At 64.0% G+C, this 17,341-nt stretch carries 13 protein-coding genes; 6 read left to right on the top strand and 7 right to left on the bottom strand.

Annotated features, from left to right (window positions below):
- The first annotated feature begins 21 nt into the window (after nt 1–21).
- Entirely contained in the window at nt 22–510 is a 489-nt protein-coding gene (locus ABIC75_RS16360) for a hypothetical protein (RefSeq protein WP_354014957.1), read from the top strand.
- A 58-nt stretch (nt 511–568) separates the two neighbouring features.
- The gene (locus ABIC75_RS16365; protein WP_354014958.1) at nt 569–1,264 is read left to right on the top strand and encodes a dienelactone hydrolase family protein; all 696 of its coding nucleotides are present in this window, start codon (nt 569–571) and stop codon (nt 1,262–1,264) included.
- A 21-nt stretch (nt 1,265–1,285) separates the two neighbouring features.
- Here the strand turns inward: ABIC75_RS16365 and ABIC75_RS16370 are convergent, their stop codons facing one another.
- The gene (locus ABIC75_RS16370; protein WP_354014959.1) at nt 1,286–2,134 is read right to left on the bottom strand and encodes a LysR family transcriptional regulator; all 849 of its coding nucleotides are present in this window, start codon (nt 2,132–2,134) and stop codon (nt 1,286–1,288) included.
- A gap of 176 nt (nt 2,135–2,310) precedes the next feature.
- Between ABIC75_RS16370 and ABIC75_RS16375 the strand changes: the two genes are divergently transcribed.
- The gene (locus ABIC75_RS16375) at nt 2,311–3,090 is read left to right on the top strand and encodes an alpha/beta hydrolase (RefSeq protein WP_354014960.1); all 780 of its coding nucleotides are present in this window, start codon (nt 2,311–2,313) and stop codon (nt 3,088–3,090) included.
- 63 nt (nt 3,091–3,153) lie between these two features.
- Here ABIC75_RS16375 and ABIC75_RS16380 read toward each other — a convergent pair whose 3' ends face one another.
- Nucleotides 3,154–4,335, bottom strand: coding sequence for an alpha/beta fold hydrolase (locus ABIC75_RS16380; RefSeq protein ID WP_354014961.1), 1,182 nt, complete (start codon nt 4,333–4,335; stop codon nt 3,154–3,156).
- A gap of 314 nt (nt 4,336–4,649) precedes the next feature.
- Here ABIC75_RS16380 and ABIC75_RS16385 point away from each other — a divergent pair, with 314 nt between their 5' ends.
- Together ABIC75_RS16385 and ABIC75_RS16390 are read left to right on the top strand one after the other, a co-directional pair.
- Nucleotides 4,650–5,771, top strand: a complete 1,122-nt coding sequence (locus ABIC75_RS16385) for a hypothetical protein (RefSeq protein WP_354014962.1) — start codon at nt 4,650–4,652, stop codon at nt 5,769–5,771.
- Nucleotides 5,772–5,957: 186 nt separating this feature from the next.
- The gene (locus ABIC75_RS16390; protein WP_354014963.1) at nt 5,958–6,602 is read left to right on the top strand and encodes a hypothetical protein; all 645 of its coding nucleotides are present in this window, start codon (nt 5,958–5,960) and stop codon (nt 6,600–6,602) included.
- Nucleotides 6,603–6,653: 51 nt separating this feature from the next.
- On the opposite strand, the gene ABIC75_RS16395 is transcribed toward ABIC75_RS16390, so the two are convergent.
- Nucleotides 6,654–8,303 carry a M20/M25/M40 family metallo-hydrolase gene (locus ABIC75_RS16395; protein WP_354014964.1) on the bottom strand — a complete coding sequence of 550 codons (1,650 nt, stop codon included), beginning with the start codon at nt 8,301–8,303 and terminating at the stop codon, nt 6,654–6,656.
- Nucleotides 8,304–8,444: 141 nt separating this feature from the next.
- Nucleotides 8,445–10,709: an alpha-galactosidase gene (locus ABIC75_RS16400; RefSeq protein WP_354014965.1), complete on the bottom strand. Its 2,265-nt coding sequence runs from the start codon at nt 10,707–10,709 to the stop codon at nt 8,445–8,447.
- 251 nt (nt 10,710–10,960) lie between these two features.
- On the opposite strand from ABIC75_RS16400, the gene ABIC75_RS16405 reads away from it, so the two are divergent.
- Nucleotides 10,961–12,397 (top strand): sugar porter family MFS transporter, encoded by a 1,437-nt coding sequence (locus ABIC75_RS16405; protein WP_354014966.1) that lies wholly within the window; start codon nt 10,961–10,963, stop codon nt 12,395–12,397.
- Nucleotides 12,398–12,424: 27 nt separating this feature from the next.
- Here ABIC75_RS16405 and ABIC75_RS16410 read toward each other — a convergent pair whose 3' ends face one another.
- From ABIC75_RS16410 to ABIC75_RS16420, 3 genes are all read right to left on the bottom strand, one after another.
- Nucleotides 12,425–13,237 carry an SDR family oxidoreductase gene (locus tag ABIC75_RS16410; RefSeq protein ID WP_354014967.1) on the bottom strand — a complete coding sequence of 271 codons (813 nt, stop codon included), beginning with the start codon at nt 13,235–13,237 and terminating at the stop codon, nt 12,425–12,427.
- A gap of 19 nt (nt 13,238–13,256) precedes the next feature.
- A complete protein-coding gene (locus ABIC75_RS16415) occupies nt 13,257–14,177 on the bottom strand; it encodes an aldose 1-epimerase (RefSeq protein ID WP_354014968.1) in 921 nt (306 codons plus the stop codon).
- Nucleotides 14,178–14,283: 106 nt separating this feature from the next.
- Entirely contained in the window at nt 14,284–17,103 is a 2,820-nt protein-coding gene (locus ABIC75_RS16420; RefSeq protein ID WP_354014969.1) for a TonB-dependent receptor, read from the bottom strand.
- Between the last annotated feature and the right edge of the window lie 238 nt (nt 17,104–17,341).

Genomic DNA, 17,341 nt, shown 5'->3' on the forward strand with positions numbered 1-17,341 from the left:
ACACTACAACGGAGCGCATGCATGAATACCGCACTGGGTTGGCTCACCGCTTTCCACACCTTGATCAGTCTGGTGGCGATCGTTGCAGGCCTTTGGGCCATTCGCGACCTGATGATCGGCCGCTATCGCTCGGGCGCGATCACGACCTTCCTCTGGACAGCCGTGATCACCACCGTCACGGGTTTCTTCTTTCCGTTTCATGGCGTCACGCCCGCCATCATCGTGGGCATCATTGCGTTGATCGTGCTGGCCTGGACCATCATGGCGCGCCGTTCCATCGGCCGCTCCGGCTTCTGGACCGCGCAGTTCCCCATCGGCATCGTCATCAGCGAGTACTTCCTGGTGTTCGTGCTGGTCGCGCAGATCTTCGCGAAGTGGTCGGTACTCAGCAGCCTGCCGCCAGACCTTCGCCAGAAGCTGTTCGGTGCCACGCAACTGGTCGTGCTGATCGTCTTCATCGTGCTGGCCGTGCGTGCGACGAAGTCCTTCAGGGTTCGCGCCATCGCCTGATGGCCAGGCCCACGTCGCCCTGCCGCATCGGCAGGGCGACTCACTCCCGGAGAATCCCATGGGCGAGTACCACACTCTTTCCACCGACGAGGGCAGCTTTCGCCTCTACATCGACTATCCCGACAAAACGCCTGCACCCGCTGTGGTGGTGCTGCAGGAAATCTTCGGCATCAACAACGACCTTCGCCAATCCTGCCGCGAACTGGCGGAACAAGGCTTCATCGCCGTGTGCCCTGACCTGTTCTGGCGCATGGAGCCGGGACTGGATTTGAACGAATGGTCGGAATCGGACTGGAAAAAAGGCCTGTCGTTATACGCAGCCTACGATTTCGATGCCGGCGCGCGTGACGTCGCTGCCGTGGTCGCCGCGGCGCGCAACCTGGAAGGATGCACCGGCAAGGTCGGCGTGATGGGCTACTGCCTGGGTGGCCTGATGACCTTCCTCACCGCCGCGCGCTCAGGTGTGGATGCGGGCGTGGAGTATTACGGCGGCGGTACCGAGAAGTATCTGGCCGAAGCGCCGGCCATCAAGGCGCCGTTGATGATGCATCTGGGCGAGGAAGACGAATTCATCTCCAAGCCCGCACAAGCGCAGATCAAGGCTGCGTTTGCGCACAAGGACAACGTGACCATCTACAGCTATCCCGGCTGCAGCCACGCGTTCGCCCGCCACACCGGCACGCACTACGATGCGCAAGCCGCTGCACTCGCGAACAACCGCACCTACGAATTCTTCCACCGGCATCTCGATTGAACAGCGGCGGCGAAGGCTTGCTCAAAACTCCTTCGCCGCATCCGCCAGCACGCGCTCCAGCGCCTGGGCGGCCTGCGAGATCGACACCTGCCGATCGATCACGTAGTCGAGCACGCCCAGCGGCGGCAGATCATCGTCAAGGCGCACGATGCCCTCGGGCATGGCATAGCCGGTGAAGGCGCTCACGCCCAAGCCAGCCATCACTGCAGCCTGGATCACCATGATGCTGCTGCTGACCACCACGACGCGATAGGAACGGTTGGCCGTCTTCAGCGCCTCGAAGATGCGAGAACGCGTGATGCTCGGTTCCGGATGGACGGCCAAAGGAAGCAACGGTGCATCACCACGCAGCGACGATGACGCGCTGCCGCACCAGTACAGCGGTTCGCTCTTCACCACATAGCCGCGCTGGCTGCCGCTGAGGCGCTTGGCGAAGACGAGATCGTGCTTGTTCTCGTCGAGTTCGCGAAACAGGTCGCCGCTCAACCCCGTACGGATGACGAGATCCACATCGGGATTACGCCGCACGAAACTTCCCAGTGCACCGGCGAGTCGCGAGGAAGCGAAATCCTCGGGAAGTCCAAGCCTCACGGTACCGTTCAACGGCGGACCGCAGACGGTGGTCATCGCCTCGTCCATCAGTTCGAGAATGCGCACGGCGTAACGATGCAAGGCATCGCCCTGCTGCGACAGCCGCACGTTGCGCGTGTCGCGCTCGAACAAAGGCACGCCGACCAGGTCCTCCAGCCGGCGAATGTGCTGGCTGACGGTCGATTGTGACAGGCACAGGTGTTCGGATGCGGCCGTGAAGCTGGCCGTCTGCGCCACCATGACGAAACTGCGCAGGAGTTCGGTGGGCAACGGTCTCATCGACTAAGCCTCTCAATGGTCGCTGGAAACTTCATAAATCACCGCCTTCGTCTGGGCTAGGCTTTGTCCATCGGGGAAACGTCGTCATTGCCGCCGGCTCTCCGAAGCCTCGCAATCCCCCTGCATTCGATGACGCCCTGGCGCCAACCCCACTTCCCCGTCGAGAGGACATCCTTGTGAACAAGCGCTCTTTCCATCGCAATCTGCTGGCCGCCGCCCTGCTGCTCGGTGTCGTTGCCACCGCTCCCGTACTGGCCGCCGAGCCGGTGCACAACATCGTCCTCGTGCATGGTGCATGGGTCAACGGCAATGGCTGGAAGCCGGTCTATGACATCCTCGTGAAAGATGGTTATCACGTCTCCGTCGCCGAGCATCCGCTCACATCATTCAGCGACGATGTGACAGCAGTGAAACGCATCGTGGACATGCAGGATGGTCCCACCATTCTCGTCGGCCACAGTTACGGCGGTGCGCTGGTGACCGATGTCGGCAACGACCCGAAGGTGGTCGGCTTGGTCTACATCGCCGCCCACGCGCTCGATCAGGGCGAAACGGAAGTGGCGAATGGCAAGAAGTTCCCCAGCGCTACCAGCCAGACCACCGACATCAAGAAGACGGCCGATGGTTTCCTCTATCTCGACCCGGCCCATTACCCCGCCGACTTCGCCGCCGACCTGCCGCCGCAGCAGGCCCAGTTCGAAGCGAATGCGCAGGAACTGACCGCAGCCTCCGTTTTCGCCGCACCGGCCGGCCATCCGGCATGGAAGGACAAGCCGAGCTGGTACGCCGTGGCCACGTCCGACCGCATCATCAACCCGGACCTGGAACGCATGTACGCCAAGCGCGCCGGCAGCCACACCATCGAGATCAAGGGCGCCAGCCACTCCGTGTACGAATCGCATCCGAAGGAAGTGGCCGCGCTGATCGAGGAAGCGGCCAAGCACGCTGGAACCTGATCAGGCTCACAGGTGAAAGAGGCGTCGTGCGCACTCCGCACGATGCCTCTTTCGTTGCTGCGTTCAGTGATCGCGCGTCACCTCCGCCGGCGCCGCATCACCCACCTTCTGCGCCAGCGGCAGTGCATCGTCCACCAGGTGCACGAGGAAGCGGCCAGGCTGTTCCTGCATGATCATGTGTGCCGAGTCGGCGAAGATCACCAAGTGCTTGGACGGCGCCTGCAGATCGCCGAACCACTTTTCGGCAGTTTCGTGTGGCGTGGTGTAGTCATGCGCGCCCGCATAGACGATCACCGGACAGGCGAAGTGCGTGACGTTGTCGAAGTTCACGTCGAGCAGCGGATCGAGCAGGTGATGGAGCGAGAACAGGCTGCCCTTGTCGATGGCGTCGAGGTCTTCGCGCGTGTAATCGGGTGACAGTTCTTCCGCATCCACGTCGAACTGGAAATCCTTGCGGCGCCAGGCCAGGCCGCCGTAGTACATCTCCCATTTGCCGCGCACACCGATGCGATCGATGGTGAGCTTGGTGTCGCCCGGATACGGCCCGATGGATTCCAGTTCGGCGATGGCCTTGGTGTTGTTCTCGGCCCTGGCGCGGCCCAGCGCGTAGGTATAGCCAATGGCCTCGTTGCGCCTGCCGTTCACCACCTGGCCCACCGAGATGTACGCGTAGAACCAATCCGGATGCAGCTGTGCGAGATGCACGCCGAGCACGGTGCCCCACGAATGGCCGAGCAGGAAGATCTTCTTCTTGTTGTAGTGTTCGCGCAGGTACTGGGCGACCTGCGCCGCATCGTCGGTCATGCCGTCCACCGTCATGCCCGGCGCCATCGCCGCTTCGGTATTCGCGCGATAGGTCTTGCCCGAGCCGCGCTGGTCCCACTGCACGACGGTGAAGTAATCCTCCCATGGCGTCTGGAAGGTGTAACCCTCGGGCATCGCCGGCGAGGCCGGGCCACCGTGCAGGAACAGCAGGATGGGATTGCGGCGATCCTTGCCGCGCACGGAAATCCACTGGTCGATGCCGTTGATGTGCAGCTTGATCTTCTCGTCGACGCCCTGTGGCGTGAGGATCATGCGATTGCTGTCGAGGATGCGGCGAACCTCGTCGCGCGAGATCATCGACTTGTCCGGCGTGGTGGCCACCGCCGTCTTGGCCGGCGCATCGTCGGCGCGAACGCGATCGACCGGCGTGCCGATCGCGAGAAACAACGTGACGAACAAGGACGCACGCAAGATATTCAAGTCAGCTCTCCTGGCTGGTGTTCTTTTCGGCGATCCGCGTAGCCCTCTGCTCCCGCGGACGCAACATGGACAGCACGCACGCTGTGCGTGACCGTTACCTCTTGAGAGCAAGCGGCATGCCAAGCCACGTTACGCGGTGGACGCGCGCGATATCAGGTACTTGCGCACACGATGGACACTGGTCCCAGCGTCCGCGGACAACGGGCCGGACGTCCGGGTTGTCCGGGCCGTACGGACACCGCCTTACACCCTCTTCACCCGCGGGACATCCGGCTTGACGCACACTTGCCGCCTTCTGTTGCAGGATCCAACGCGTGCAAGCCGTTTCCACTCAGCGCCACGTCCGATTCCCGTTTCGCCGATCGATCCTGCTGGCCAGCGTGTTGCTGGCCGGCGTCAGCCCATGGCAGGCGCATGGCGAAAGCCCGTCGCGCAACAGCTCGCAAACGGCCGGAAGCGAACAGCTCGCCGTGCAGGTCAACGATGACCGCATGACCATCTCGGTGGCGAAGGTGCCGCAGGTGTATCTGTATGGCCCCATCGATGCCGGCGCCGCGCAGCGCGTGCAGTCGATGATCCAGTCGCGCAAGATTCCGCCGAACAGCGACATCTATCTCAACTCGCCCGGTGGCGATGTGGCGGCAGGCATCGCGCTGGGCCGCCTGTTTCGCGCGGGCAACATGACCACGCATCTTGGCTCGCCGCGCAAGACCGCGCGCCAGCCCGTGGTGCCCAAGTCGTCGCAGTGCGTGAATGCCTGCGCGTACGCCTATGCGGGCGGCCTGTTTCGCTGGGCGCCGACCGGCAGCGATCGCTTCGGTGCGCAGCCGCTGCCCACCACGGTGACGCCGGCTACCGATGTCGCCGCCTATCTCCATGATATGGGCGTGAACCCGCAGGTCTTCGGCACCACGCCCGGCGGTGAAGTGACCTGGCTCAACGCCGATCAGATGCTGGCCAACGGTCTCTCGAACAACGGGCGCCTGTTGCCCACGGCGGTCAACAGCCCGATCACCAGCGTCGCTTCCATCTCGGTCACGCAGATGACGCGCGAAGGCGAGCATCGCATCACCCTGCAGTGTCGCCCCGATGGGCTCACGATCACCGCGTACTACGCCATCGGCGCTGATCGCGCCCGCCAGATGGTGGCACGCGCCACGCATTCGTACTTCGAGATCAACGACCAGCCCATCAACAGCGGCGACCGCGTGAATGCATCGGCCGTGGAGCAGTCGGTGGTGGTCAGCCAGCCGCTGCCCATGGCGCAGCTCAACCAGCTGCTGTCGGCCCACCTGATGGCCGCGTGGCTGGCCGACCGCGGCGGCGCGGTGCGCTACGGTTTCTGGATGCCGCTCGATGCGGTGCGCAAGGATCTGCGTACCTACGGCAACAACTGCGAACAGTTGGCCAAGCAAACGAGCGCGGGCAAGGGCTGATCATACGCACGGACGTCCGCTGCGCGTCCGCGGACAGCGCTTTGATCGATTGCCATACCCGCCCCACGCCATGTACCCGCCATCCGGTCTATGGCACGCTTGTTGCCACACAACCTCATGCTGGGATGCGGCGATGCCGTCATCGCACGTCCTGCTGGATCCCGACACGGAACGATGAGGTGAATCATGTGGAAAACCATGGCAACGCTGTCGCTGGCACTGGCCTGTGTGCTGCCAGCACACGCGGCGGAACCGGAGCGTACGGTGCGCGGCACGACCGTCACTTCGACGCACGATCCGAAGATTCGCATCGATCTGCCGGCCACGGCGACGTACGTGGGTTCGGATCGCTGGATGCTGCTGGGCTTCGACGATTGCGAGATGCACGTCTTCGTGGATGCCACGCCCGACAAACATATCCAGCGCCTGTACTGGGTGCAGTTCGAGGCTTACGTACCCGAGCGTCCTGACATGCATCACGATTACTCGGGCTCGCGGCACATCACCATCAACGGCCTGGATTTCTATCTCGACACCTGGGTGCAGAACGCGCAGCAACCGGCCGAGAAGGACTCCGATGGCGACCACCAGCGCCGCCTGCTCGCGGCCAAGGGTTATCACCGCCCGGCCAACGCGATGTATGTGCGCCTCGTGCATCTGCCCGATGCCGAGAAGCGCAAGGAGCTGATGGTGATCTACGGCGAGGATCTCGCGCCTACCGGCTTCACCGCCGCGCAACTGGGCGAGCACGGCACCGCGCATGACCGCTGGCCCGCCATCGAGAAGGCGTTGATCGATCGCGCGCAGCAGCGCGTGTCGTTCACCCCGTAAACGAAAACACCCCGGCATGCCGGGGTGTTTTCGTGCGAGGGCCCAGTGTGCTTACGGCGTGTTCTGGCTGCCCGGATGCGACACGAAGCGCGGCGGCGTGGCTTCGTTGGCGAACTGCCACGTGCTGAGGTAGGCGAGCTTGAGGATCTTGGCCATCTTCGGATAGTCGATCTTCTCGGCCGTATCGCTCGGGTGGTGGTAATCCGGATGGAAGCCGGTGAACCACCAGAAGGCCGGCACGTTGTGCAGCACGAACGGGAACTGGTCGGAGCGGAAGAACACGTTCAGCGCGTACTCGTGATCGAATCGATCGTCCAGCACCAGGCCCACGTCGCCGTTCGCCTTGACCACGGTCTTCTGATAATCCGGGCTGTATGCCGCGCCGATCAGGTTGAGGCGGTTGCCGGTATCGGCGGGAATAGTGATCAGCCCTTCGGTTTGCGGACTGGGCTTTTCATCGCGGCCGATCATGTCGAAGTTGATCATCGCGCGCGTGGTGTCGAGTGGACGCAGCGGATGCGCGGCGAGGTAATACGCGCCCAACAGGCCGCGTTCTTCCGCGGCGAACACCGCGAACAGGATCGAGCGCTTCGGTTTGGTGGGGTTCGCTGCAAATGCGCGCGCAAGCGTCACCACACCCACCGTGCCCGACGCGTTGTCATCGGCACCGTGCCAGATCTTGTCGCCGGCCTGGCCGTCGTGATCGTGATGCGCGCTGATGATGATGGTCTCGGGCGCCAGCTTCGGATCGCTGCCTTCGAGCAGGCCCACGGCATTCCACGTGGTGGCTTCGCGGCGTGAACTGTTCTTCAGGTGCAGGCTGATCGAGGTATCGGGCAGCGCCTGCGAGCGCGGCTTGAGATCCGCATCGATGCCCGACTGCAATGCCTTCGGCGTGCTCCCACTGGTGCTCAGCAGCGCCTCTTCCACCTCGGCGGAGATGACCATGCTGGGGATATGCACGGGGCTGTCTGCAAGCGCCTGCGCGGGAATCGGGTTGGCGGCGTGTTCGGCTTGATGCCCGATGCGCTTGCGCACTTCCAGTTGCGAGGGATGGTTGTGAGCGGGTTCGGGCGCCAGCAGCACCGCCACCGCGCCATGCGCCTGCGCGTTCAGCGCTTTCACGTACCCGGTGGCGTAACGCGTGTTGCCGGTACCGTTGAAGATCGACTTGGGATCGGTCTCCTGCGGCTCGTGGTCGAACACCACGACCACCTTGCCTTTCACGTCGAGGCCGGCGTAGTCGTCATAGCCGAGTTCCGGCGCGGTGATGCCGTAGCCGGCGAACACGACCGGAGCCGAGACGTCCTGATCGGTCGGGAACGAACCAGACACTTCCGGATCTTTCCACTCGGTGTTCTTGCCGCCGCGCTTGAGCGTGAGCAGCGTGGCCTTCGCGTCCGGCCGGTATTCGATCAGCGGCACGGTCTGCAGGAAGCTGGGTTGCCCCTGCGCATCGGTGGCCGCGGGCTTCAATCCGGCCTTCGCAAATTCCGAAGCGATCCATTGCACGGACGCATCATCGCCCGGCTGCAGCGAGAGTCGCCCTTGCAACGCATCCGAAGCGAGAAAGGTGATGTCCGCACGCAGGTCGCTTTCGCGTATCTGCGCAAGGCCCGCCTGTTCGGTAGTAGGAACCGCGGCCAGCGCGGCGGTGGTGAGGCTCGCGGCGAGCGCGAAGGCGAGGAACGTGCGGGGCATGATCACTCCATGGTCTTCGGACGGCCAGCCGTCCGGGGATGAAGTGTGAGGGTGCCACGCGCGCCAGCAGCGATCAAACCGGGCGCGTGGGTACTCGCTATCGCACGCCTTGCCATCGCCTCTCGCGAGCGCAACGGCTCATCACGCCCTCACCCGCTCGAACACCACGCCGGCTGCCTGCAGATCGCCTTGGATCTTCAGATCGATGCCCTGGTTCATCCAGTACGCACCACTGGCCTCGACGGGTGTGCCTTCGGCGGCTTCGCCGTGGATCAGGCGATAGCGGTAGCGTGCCTTCGGGTCCAGCCCGCGCAGGCGTAGCGTGGGGTATCGCTCGGCTTCGTAGCCTTGTCGCTGGAAGGCGAACAGCACGGCCTGCGTGCCATCGGACGACACCGATTCGGTGGCCGACTGTCGTGCCTCGTCGCGCGGCGACAGCAGGCGATACAACCGGCCACGCTGTACCGTTGAACGAATGCGCTTGTACTCGGCCACGTAGCGTTGCGCGGTGGCGTTTTCTTCCGGCGTCCATTCGAGGATGTTCGCGCCAATGCCCAGTCCGCCCTGCATGGAGGACAGGAAGCGAAAATCCAGCGAGCTCTTGCGATTGTTCACCCAGTTCGGCGAGCCGGTGACCCAGGCCATCATCACGCCGGGCGCGTAGGCATAGGTGAAGCCGTCCTGGATCGACAAGCGGTCGGAGGGATCGGTGTTGTCAGAAGGCCACACTTCGTCGGTCAACCCCATGATGCCCAGGTCCACGCGCGCACCGCCGCCGGAACACGATTCGATCTCCACGCCCGGATGCTTCGCGCGCAATCGCCTGATGATGTCGTACAGGTTGTCGATGAAGGCGACGTAGACCTTCTGTTGTTCTTCCGGCGCAACATCCGGCCAGCCCGGTTCGGTCCAGTTGCGGTTGTAATCCCACTTGAGGAACTGGATCTTGTTCTCCGACAGCAGGCGATCGAGCACGCCGTACACGTAATCGGCCACGTCCTTGCGCGCAAGGTTGAGCACGAGCTGGTTGCGGCCTTCGCTGCGCGGGCGGTCGTTGAAATGCAGCGCCCAATCCGGATGCGCGCGATAGAGGTCGCTGTCGGGGTTGATCATCTCCGGCTCGACCCACAGCCCGAAGCTCATGCCCAGTCCCTGCACCTTGTCGATCAGCGGCTTGAGGCCATGCGGAAATTTCTCGCGATTGACCGTCCAGTCGCCGAGGCCCGCATGATCGCTGTTGCGCGCGCCGAACCAGCCGTCGTCGACGACGAAACGCTCGACGCCGAGCTTGGCCGCCGCTTCGGCCAGCTTCTCCTGCCCCGCCTCGTCGACCTTGAACTCGGTGGCCTCCCACGAGTTGTACAACACCGGCCGCAGCTTGGTGTCGGCGCGCTGGGGCAGCACGGTATTCATCTCGAAGCGGTGCATCAGTCGCGATGCCTCGCCGATGCCATCGGACGTGTAGCCTGCGTAGAACACCGGCGTCTGCAGCGTTTGTCCCGGCGCCAGGCGATAGGCGAAATCGAACGGGTTGTAGCCACCCGTGACGCGCACCTGGTGCAGCACGTCCTGATCGACGCGGATGTGCCACGAACCGCTCCAGGCCAGCGCGCCGAACCACACCTCGCCGTGCTCTTCATTCCATTGCCCGCCGCGCTCGATGGCGAACCATGGATTGTTCTGGTCGCCGGTGGTGCCGCGTCGACTGCCGAGCTCGGTGGCGCCCGGCACGATCGCGCGCGTCTGCAGTCGCCATTCGCGCGCCCAGCTGCCGGTGAGGTAGCGCAGCGAGTAGTCATCGCCTGCGGGCAGGTTCCAGCTGGCAGCCGACGCCTGGTCGACGGTCATGGCTTGCGCGGTATGGTTCTCGATGCGCGCGGAGCGGCCGATGATGCCCGTGACCGGATCGACCGTATAACGCAGCCACACCGATACGTCGAGGCGGATATCGCGCAGTTCGACGTCGAGCGCGTCGCCGTCGATGCGATGGCTTGCGTAGTGCAGCACCAGGTCGCGATTGCCGTCGGCGAAATGCGCCTTGAGGTCGGGCTCGATGGTGATGCGCCCGCCCCAGCCGGCATATTCCTGCGGCGACGTGCTGCCTGGCGAATCGAACGAGGAGTGGCCCGGCGATACGCGCGCCGCACCCAGCGGATCATCCGTCGCCAGCCGCGCGCCCCAGTAGACGGTCTGCAACATGCCGTCAGCGTCAACACCGAAGGCATAGGTGACCTGCCCCGCATCGATGCGGAACAGTTGGTGCGCGGCGTCGTAGCGAATCCGTGGTGCGACGCTCGCTGCCTTGCTTGCAGCAGGCGCGGCTGCCAAGGGCAGCGGGGCAACTGTGCCGAACAACAAACCCAGCGCCAGCACCGCAGCGCACCTCTTGCCCCTGGAATGTCGCATCACCTGGCAGGTTCCTCTCAATGGCCGCTGTTGCCGCGTGCGGCGATCTGCATGGAGGTTCGGCGCGCATCGGGCCGAACGGATCTAGCCGGGGATGCAAACATATTGTCGTACAAATAGCAATGTGTGCTGCAGCGTGAAAATAGGCATACAGGTTGATATTTTGCCTACTTGTATGACAATTTGATCGCTCATCACACGAGCGCCGCGCCCCTCCGGGCGCACGCCCAACCCGCGGAGCCGATGTTCCCATGCACAACGATCTCTCGATGCCAGGCGCGCTGCCTGACCGTGTCGCTGCGGCACCCACGGCCTACCTCTGGCTTATCTGTCTGGTGGCGGCGCTCGGCGGCCTGCTGTTCGGCTACGACTGGGTGGTGATCGGCGGCGCCAAGACGTTCTACGAGACGTACTTCGGCGTGCACAACCCGGCCATGTCCGGCTGGCTGATGAGTTCGGCCTTGATCGGTTGCATTGTTGGCGCGATGTGCGCGGGCATGCTCGCCGACCGCCTGGGCCGACGCCCTTCGTTGATCATCGCTTCCGTACTGTTCGTGGCCAGCGCGATCGGCGCCGCGGCAGCGAACGATGCCTCGGTGTTCGCCGTGTTCCGCATCGTCGGCGGTATCGGCATCGGCCTGGCATCCGGCTTGTCGCCGATGTATATCGCCGAAGTCAGCCCGACCGCCGTTCGCGGTCGGCTGGTTGCCATCAACCAGCTCACCATCGTGATCGGCGTGTTGCTCGCGCAATTGGTCAACCTGTGGATCGCGCGCCCGGTGCCGCCGGGCATGGATGCCGCGACGCTGCTGCAGTCGTGGAACGTGCAGCACGGCTGGCGCTGGATGTTCCTGTCCGGCGGCGTGCCTGCCGTGTTCTTCCTGCTGCTGTCATTGACGATACCCGAATCGCCGCGCTGGCTGAGTCGCCGCGGGCGCGACGCGCAGGCTGCGACGGTGCTCGAACGCATTGGCGGCGTCGACTACGCGCGCGATGTGCTGGCTGCGATACGCGCCTCGCATCACGAACACCCCACCAGCGATGCACGACGTCCGTCGCTGTGGGCGCCGGACGTGCGGCCGATCCTGCTGATCGGCGTGGTGCTCGCAGTGTTCCAGCAGTGGTGCGGCATCAATGTGATCTTCAACTACGCGCAGGACATCTTCGCCTCCGCCGGCTTCGACGTGAACGATGCGCTGAAATCCATCGTCGCCACCGGCACGGTGAATCTGCTGTTCACCGTGCTTGCGCTGCGCCTGGTCGACAGCTGGGGACGCCGCCGCCTGATGCTGGTGGGCGCAAGCGCGCTGGCGATCATCTATGCGCTGATTGGCGGCGCCTACGCATTGCACGTGATGGGCCTGCCGGTGCTGATACTGGTGTTGGCCGCCATCGCGGTATACGCCACCACGCTGGCGCCGGTGACCTGGGTGTTGCTCGCCGAAATCTTCCCCGACCGCATTCGCGCGCAGGCGGTGGCACTGGGCGTGTTCTCGCTGTGGACCGCGTGCTTCGTGCTGACCTACACCTTCCCCTGGCTCAACGCGCGCCTGGGGCCGGCCGGCAGCTTCTGGATCTATGGTTTGATCTGCGCGGCCGGCTTCATATTCATCCTGCGACGCGTGCCGGAAACAGCCGGTGTCGCGTTGGAAGCGATGGAAGCGCGCTTGACCGGTCGATCTGATTGAGCCGTCGACGCTCGACGGCTCCAGCGCTCAGTCGTGGTAGATCTGGCTGCGACCGCCGTCAATCAGCACGTCCGTGGCGTTGATGAAGCGCGCCTCGTCGCCAGCGAGGAACAGCGCCGCATAGGCAACCTCCTCCGGTCGGCCGATGCGTTTGCACGGCAGCAGTTCTGCCTGGTGGCGGCGCTCTGCTTCCGGGTCGGGACACGACTGGAAATAGCGCTCGGCCGCCGGCGTCATGATCAGGCCCGGCGAGATCGAGTTCACGCGGATGCCGCGCGCGGCGTATTCAATGCCCAGTGAACGCGTCAATCCGATCAGCCCATGCTTGGCCACGGGATACGGAAACGCACCGGGAATGATCTTGTGTCCATGCACCGAGGCGATGTTGACGATGTGGCCGTAGCTCGCCGCCAGCATCGACGGCAGCGCTGCACGAATGCAGTGCCACGCGCCCGTGAGGTTGGTGTCCAGGCAGCGCCGCCAATCCTGCTCGCTGGTCTGCAGCGGATCGCCGAACACGTTGACGCCGGCGCAGTTGATCAGGATGTCCAAACCGCCAAAGGCATCCAGCGCTTCGGCAAAGGCCGCATCCACCTGCGTGGATGACGATACGTCCGCACCGACCGCCATGACGCGCCGCCCGGTCGTTTCCATCAACCGTTCGCCGACCGCCTTCGCCGGCGCAGCGGTGAGATCGAGCAGAACAAGATCCGCGCCTTCACGTGCAAACAGTTCGGCGATGGCGCTGCCGATACCGCTGCCCGCGCCGGTGATCAACGCGCGCTTGCCCTGCAGCCGCGGCTGGCCGGTTGCAGTGAAGTCGTAGGCGCTTGCATTCATGGAGTTCGACCTCGTGACATCAGGGAGCGAAAGGAGAAAGGGGCGAGGCATCCACCGCCAACGGGCGCACGCGAAACGCGACGTGCCGCATCAGCCGCTCGCCCGGCGCCAGCCGCGTCATACCGTTGGCCAGCGCACCACCCGGACGATGCACGGCATCGATGCAGTGGTCCACTGGCTCGAAGCAGAAGAAGTCGGCACCCACCGGCGTATAGAGGATGAAAGCGTCCATGTCGGCGGCGATGTCCAGCGCCAATCCCAGGCCCGGCCATTCGATCGTCGCCTGACCATCCCATCCCACGAAACAGTGATTGAGCTCTTCGCCTGGCAGGGCGCGGCCATCGCGGAAGTCCCAGGTCGCCGGCACCGCGGCGCGTTCGACCGGCATCGGCGAATGGCCGTCGTTGAGCCACACCTGCGTGGCCGACGCGCGCAGACGCGCGCCACCGTGATGCAGGAAGAACGGATGCAAGCCGAGCCCGAACGGCAGTGCCGCATCGCCATCGTTGCGTACCGAAAGTGCCACGCGCAGCGTATCGCCTTGCAAGGTGTAGCGCTGCTGCGCCCGATAGGCGTAGGCGCCGGGTGTCGCATCGTCGAGCGCGAGCACGACGTCTTCCGACGCTTGTTGCTCGACCTGCCATGCGCGCTGCCAGCCTGTGCCATGGATGGGATACGGATCATCGTTGCGGTTCGGTGCCAGCGCCACGCGCGCACCGTCCATCGCGAAGCCGCCGTGATCGATACGGTTGCTCCACGGCACCAGCGGATAACACGCCAGCCGGTTCGGCTCGAACGCATCATCCGACATGGCCGGTGCACGCAACGGACGCATCAGCGAAAGGCGGGCGCCGTCGTGCCACGCATCGAGATACGCCATGCCGCCGCCGAACGACGGGCGGATGCCCACCGCCAACGCCGCACTGTTCCATTCGATCATGCCCATGCCCCCATGATACGAACGGCCGCGTCCTCACGAACGCGGCCGCGCGAAACGGCTTGCTGCGCGCATCCATGCATGCGCAGCGAACCGCGGTTCAAACGTCTCAGTTCCAGTCGATGTGCACGCCGGCGGAAATCGTGCGGCCATCGGCTTCGGCGTAGCTCTCGCGATCGAGGTACACCTGGTACTGGTAGATCTTCTCGTTGTTGAGGTTGGTCGCCTGCAGGTAGAACGAGACATTCTTGTTCAAGTGGTAGTTTCCGCTGAAGTCGAGCTGCCCGTAAGCCTTGACGGTGGTCGGCTGGCCCTGCGCACCGGCGATGGAGCTCAGGTAAGCCTGGCGCCAGTTGTACGCCAGTCGCAATTCCACCGGTCCCTTGGTGTAGAACAGGCTGGCGTTGGACGAATTGCCGATGCCGGGGATGGCGAACTTGCCGGTGGTGCTGATCTGGCTGGCGCTGGCCGATGCGCTGCTGGTCACGTAGGTGTAGTTGGTCGCCACACCCAGGCCGTCGAACGGCGAAGGCAGATGGGTGAACTGGTAGTTGAAAGTGAACTCCGCGCCCTTGATGGTGGCGCTGTTGAGGTTCACCGGTTCGGTCAGCAGGAACGGGAAGCCGAGCAGCGAGGTGGTGCTGGTCACCAGCGTGCTGAAGTTGTCCACCTTCTTGTAGAAACCATCCAGCGCCACGTAGCTGGTGTCGGCAAAGTACCACTCCAGGCCCATGTCGAAGTTCTTGGAGAGATACGGCTTCAGCTCCGCATTGCCCTTGGTGATGGTCTGGTCGGTGGGACGGAAGTCATAACCCACCGCCGCCGACAGATTGCTCAGGTCAGGACGCGTGAGCGTCTTGGACGCTGCGGCGCGGAAGATCAAATCGTCACGCAGGTTCAGTCGGAAGTTCGCCGACGGCAGCCAGTTGTTGTAGCTGCCGTGCGCACTGATCGGCGAGATCGCACCGTAGGTCGGAATCGCGTTGGTGGGGTCGTTCGGGTTCACCACCAGCGACACCAGCGGCACCGAATACGCCTCCGACGTCGTGTCGGTCTTGGTGTAACGCACGCCCAGGTTCAGTTCCCACGGCATCTCGCCCATGTTGCCGTCCAGCGTGCCCATCACATAGGCCGCGCGCACCAGTTCGTGGATGCGGCTGTACTTCTGCGGATCGGGGATCGCGGTGAAGCCGCCACCGTTGGCATCCAACTGCGCCTTGAAGGCGTCCGGGTTCGGCAACTGGTTGTACGCGGCGGGCGTGGCGAGATAAGCGAACAGCTTGTTGACGTCGTAGTCGATCCACTGCCCGGGGAAGCCCGGCGAAACGCCGCCGACCAGCGAGCCGAAGTTCTGCACATGGGCGCCGATCGCCGAGGCCGGGATGGTGGCCACGTAGCCGCAGTATTCCGCGCAGCCGAAGCTGTTGGGCGTGTTGTACGTGTCCATCATCTTGGTCTGCGACGATTGCTCCACGCCAAAGTCCAGCCGCGACAGCACGCCTTCCTGGAACGTGTGCGAAAGGTGCAGGCGATTCTCGAAGATGTCGTTGCTCACGTTCGGGCTCTGCGTACCCTGGTTGGTGACGTGGGCATGCAGATCATTGACGTTGGTGGGCGAGACGAAATCCGTGTAGCTGGGCAACTGGCTGTCGCCGTTGTTGGTCCAGGTCGGATTGACGCCGAGGTTACGCGTACCGATCACCACGAAATAGCCATTCGCCGACTGCTTGTTCCACGCGCGCGAGACGGAGGAGTCGAGGTCGATCTGCGTGTCCTTGTCGATCTGGTAGTTCAGGTTGGCTCCGAACTGCAGGTTCTTCGAGTCGCGCGGGTTGCCTTCCTTGATGTAATCGTTCGACATGCCGCCCGTCGCGTTCTCGCTGAAGTGCTGGGCGGTGTTGTTCGCGCCGGGCGTGATCGAGTCGATGACGTATGGGTTGGTGTACAGGCCGAAGGCGTTGTAGCTGTAGTCCACCTTGTACTCGGAGTACAGCCCGTCCAACTTCACGGCGAGGTCGTCGATCGGCTTCCAGTCGATCGCGCCGCTGAGTGCGCGGCGGGTGCGCTTCTCATCAGTCACCGAGCCTTGCAGACTCTGCGGCAGATAGACGTCCGTGTAGTTCGGGTTCACCCACGGGAAACCCATGTGCATCCAACCGGACGTATCCACCGACTGGGTCGAGTGGTCGCGCTTGTAGTACACCGCCGAAACCAGCCAGCCGAAGGTATGGTCGGCATTGGTGTCGCCGATGATGCCCGACACCTTGGGCGTCACCTTGCCGCCAACCGAGTCGTCGTTCACGCCGCCCGCGCTGGCGGAGGCATGAAAACCATTGAAGTCGAAGGGCTGCGCCGTCACCAGGTTCACGGTGCCGCCGATGCCGCCCTCGTCGAGGTCGGCCGTGCCGGTCTTGTGCACCACGGCCTGTTGCAGCAATTCCACCGGCAGCACGTCGAAGTCGAACGCGCGGTCGGTCGAGGACGATGCCATGTCGCGGCCGTTCACCAGCACGTTGACGAACTGCGGACCGAAGCCGCGCACGGTGATCTGCGAGGATTCGCCGCCGCCGCGATTCACCGACACGCCAGGCACGCGCTGCAGCGCGTCGGCCACGTTCTGATCCGGGAACTGGCCCGCTTCCGCCGCCGACACCGAATCGACCACGCCGATGTCGTCGCGCTTGGTTTCCTGCGCGCGCAACAGCGACTCCAGCTGGCCGGTCACCTGCACGGCATTGAGGTTCTTGACGTTCTTCTGTGCATCGGTGGAGGCAGCGTCACCACCCTGCGTGGCCGACGCTGCCGGCGCGCCTGCCGCGTCGGACGTCGCCGTCTGCGCGTAAAGATCGGTCCCCGCCAAACCGCATGCGGCGCCGACGGCGCACAACAACGCACTGCGGATACCCACCGTGAGCTTTCTCGTCTGCATGATGTCTTCCTCTCCCAAAGACGCTGTTCTTGTTTGGTCGCCGTGCCACCGCGTCATCGCGGCGGTCATCGTCATCGCGCGGCGTCGCCAAAGGGAGCCGCATGCGCTGCGCCAGCCCCGGGGGATCGTTGGCGCGGATCGGCATATGAGCATATGGTATGATGATTGACAATACGGATTGACGGACCAATCCGAGCGCCAGTCTTAGCGCACCGCAACATTCAAGGCACGACAAGTA

Source organism: Dyella japonica (genome assembly GCF_040545895.1).
Lineage (GTDB): Bacteria > Pseudomonadota > Gammaproteobacteria > Xanthomonadales > Rhodanobacteraceae > Dyella > Dyella japonica_D.

Excerpts from the sequence above, each read along its gene's own strand:
- ABIC75_RS16370 (WP_354014959.1), bottom strand. The coding sequence starts at position 2,134 with ATGAGACCGTTGCCCACCGAACTCCTGCGCAGTTTCGTCATGGTGGCG.
- ABIC75_RS16390 (WP_354014963.1), top strand. The coding sequence starts at position 5,958 with ATGTGGAAAACCATGGCAACGCTGTCGCTGGCACTGGCCTGTGTGCTG.
- ABIC75_RS16360 (WP_354014957.1), top strand. The coding sequence starts at position 22 with ATGAATACCGCACTGGGTTGGCTCACCGCTTTCCACACCTTGATCAGT.
- ABIC75_RS16415 (WP_354014968.1), bottom strand. The coding sequence starts at position 14,177 with ATGATCGAATGGAACAGTGCGGCGTTGGCGGTGGGCATCCGCCCGTCG.
- ABIC75_RS16405 (WP_354014966.1), top strand. The coding sequence starts at position 10,961 with ATGCACAACGATCTCTCGATGCCAGGCGCGCTGCCTGACCGTGTCGCT.
- ABIC75_RS16365 (WP_354014958.1), top strand. The coding sequence starts at position 569 with ATGGGCGAGTACCACACTCTTTCCACCGACGAGGGCAGCTTTCGCCTC.
- ABIC75_RS16410 (WP_354014967.1), bottom strand. The coding sequence starts at position 13,237 with ATGAATGCAAGCGCCTACGACTTCACTGCAACCGGCCAGCCGCGGCTG.
- ABIC75_RS16395 (WP_354014964.1), bottom strand. The coding sequence starts at position 8,303 with ATGCCCCGCACGTTCCTCGCCTTCGCGCTCGCCGCGAGCCTCACCACC.
- ABIC75_RS16400 (WP_354014965.1), bottom strand. The coding sequence starts at position 10,709 with ATGCGACATTCCAGGGGCAAGAGGTGCGCTGCGGTGCTGGCGCTGGGT.
- ABIC75_RS16420 (WP_354014969.1), bottom strand. The coding sequence starts at position 17,103 with ATGCAGACGAGAAAGCTCACGGTGGGTATCCGCAGTGCGTTGTTGTGC.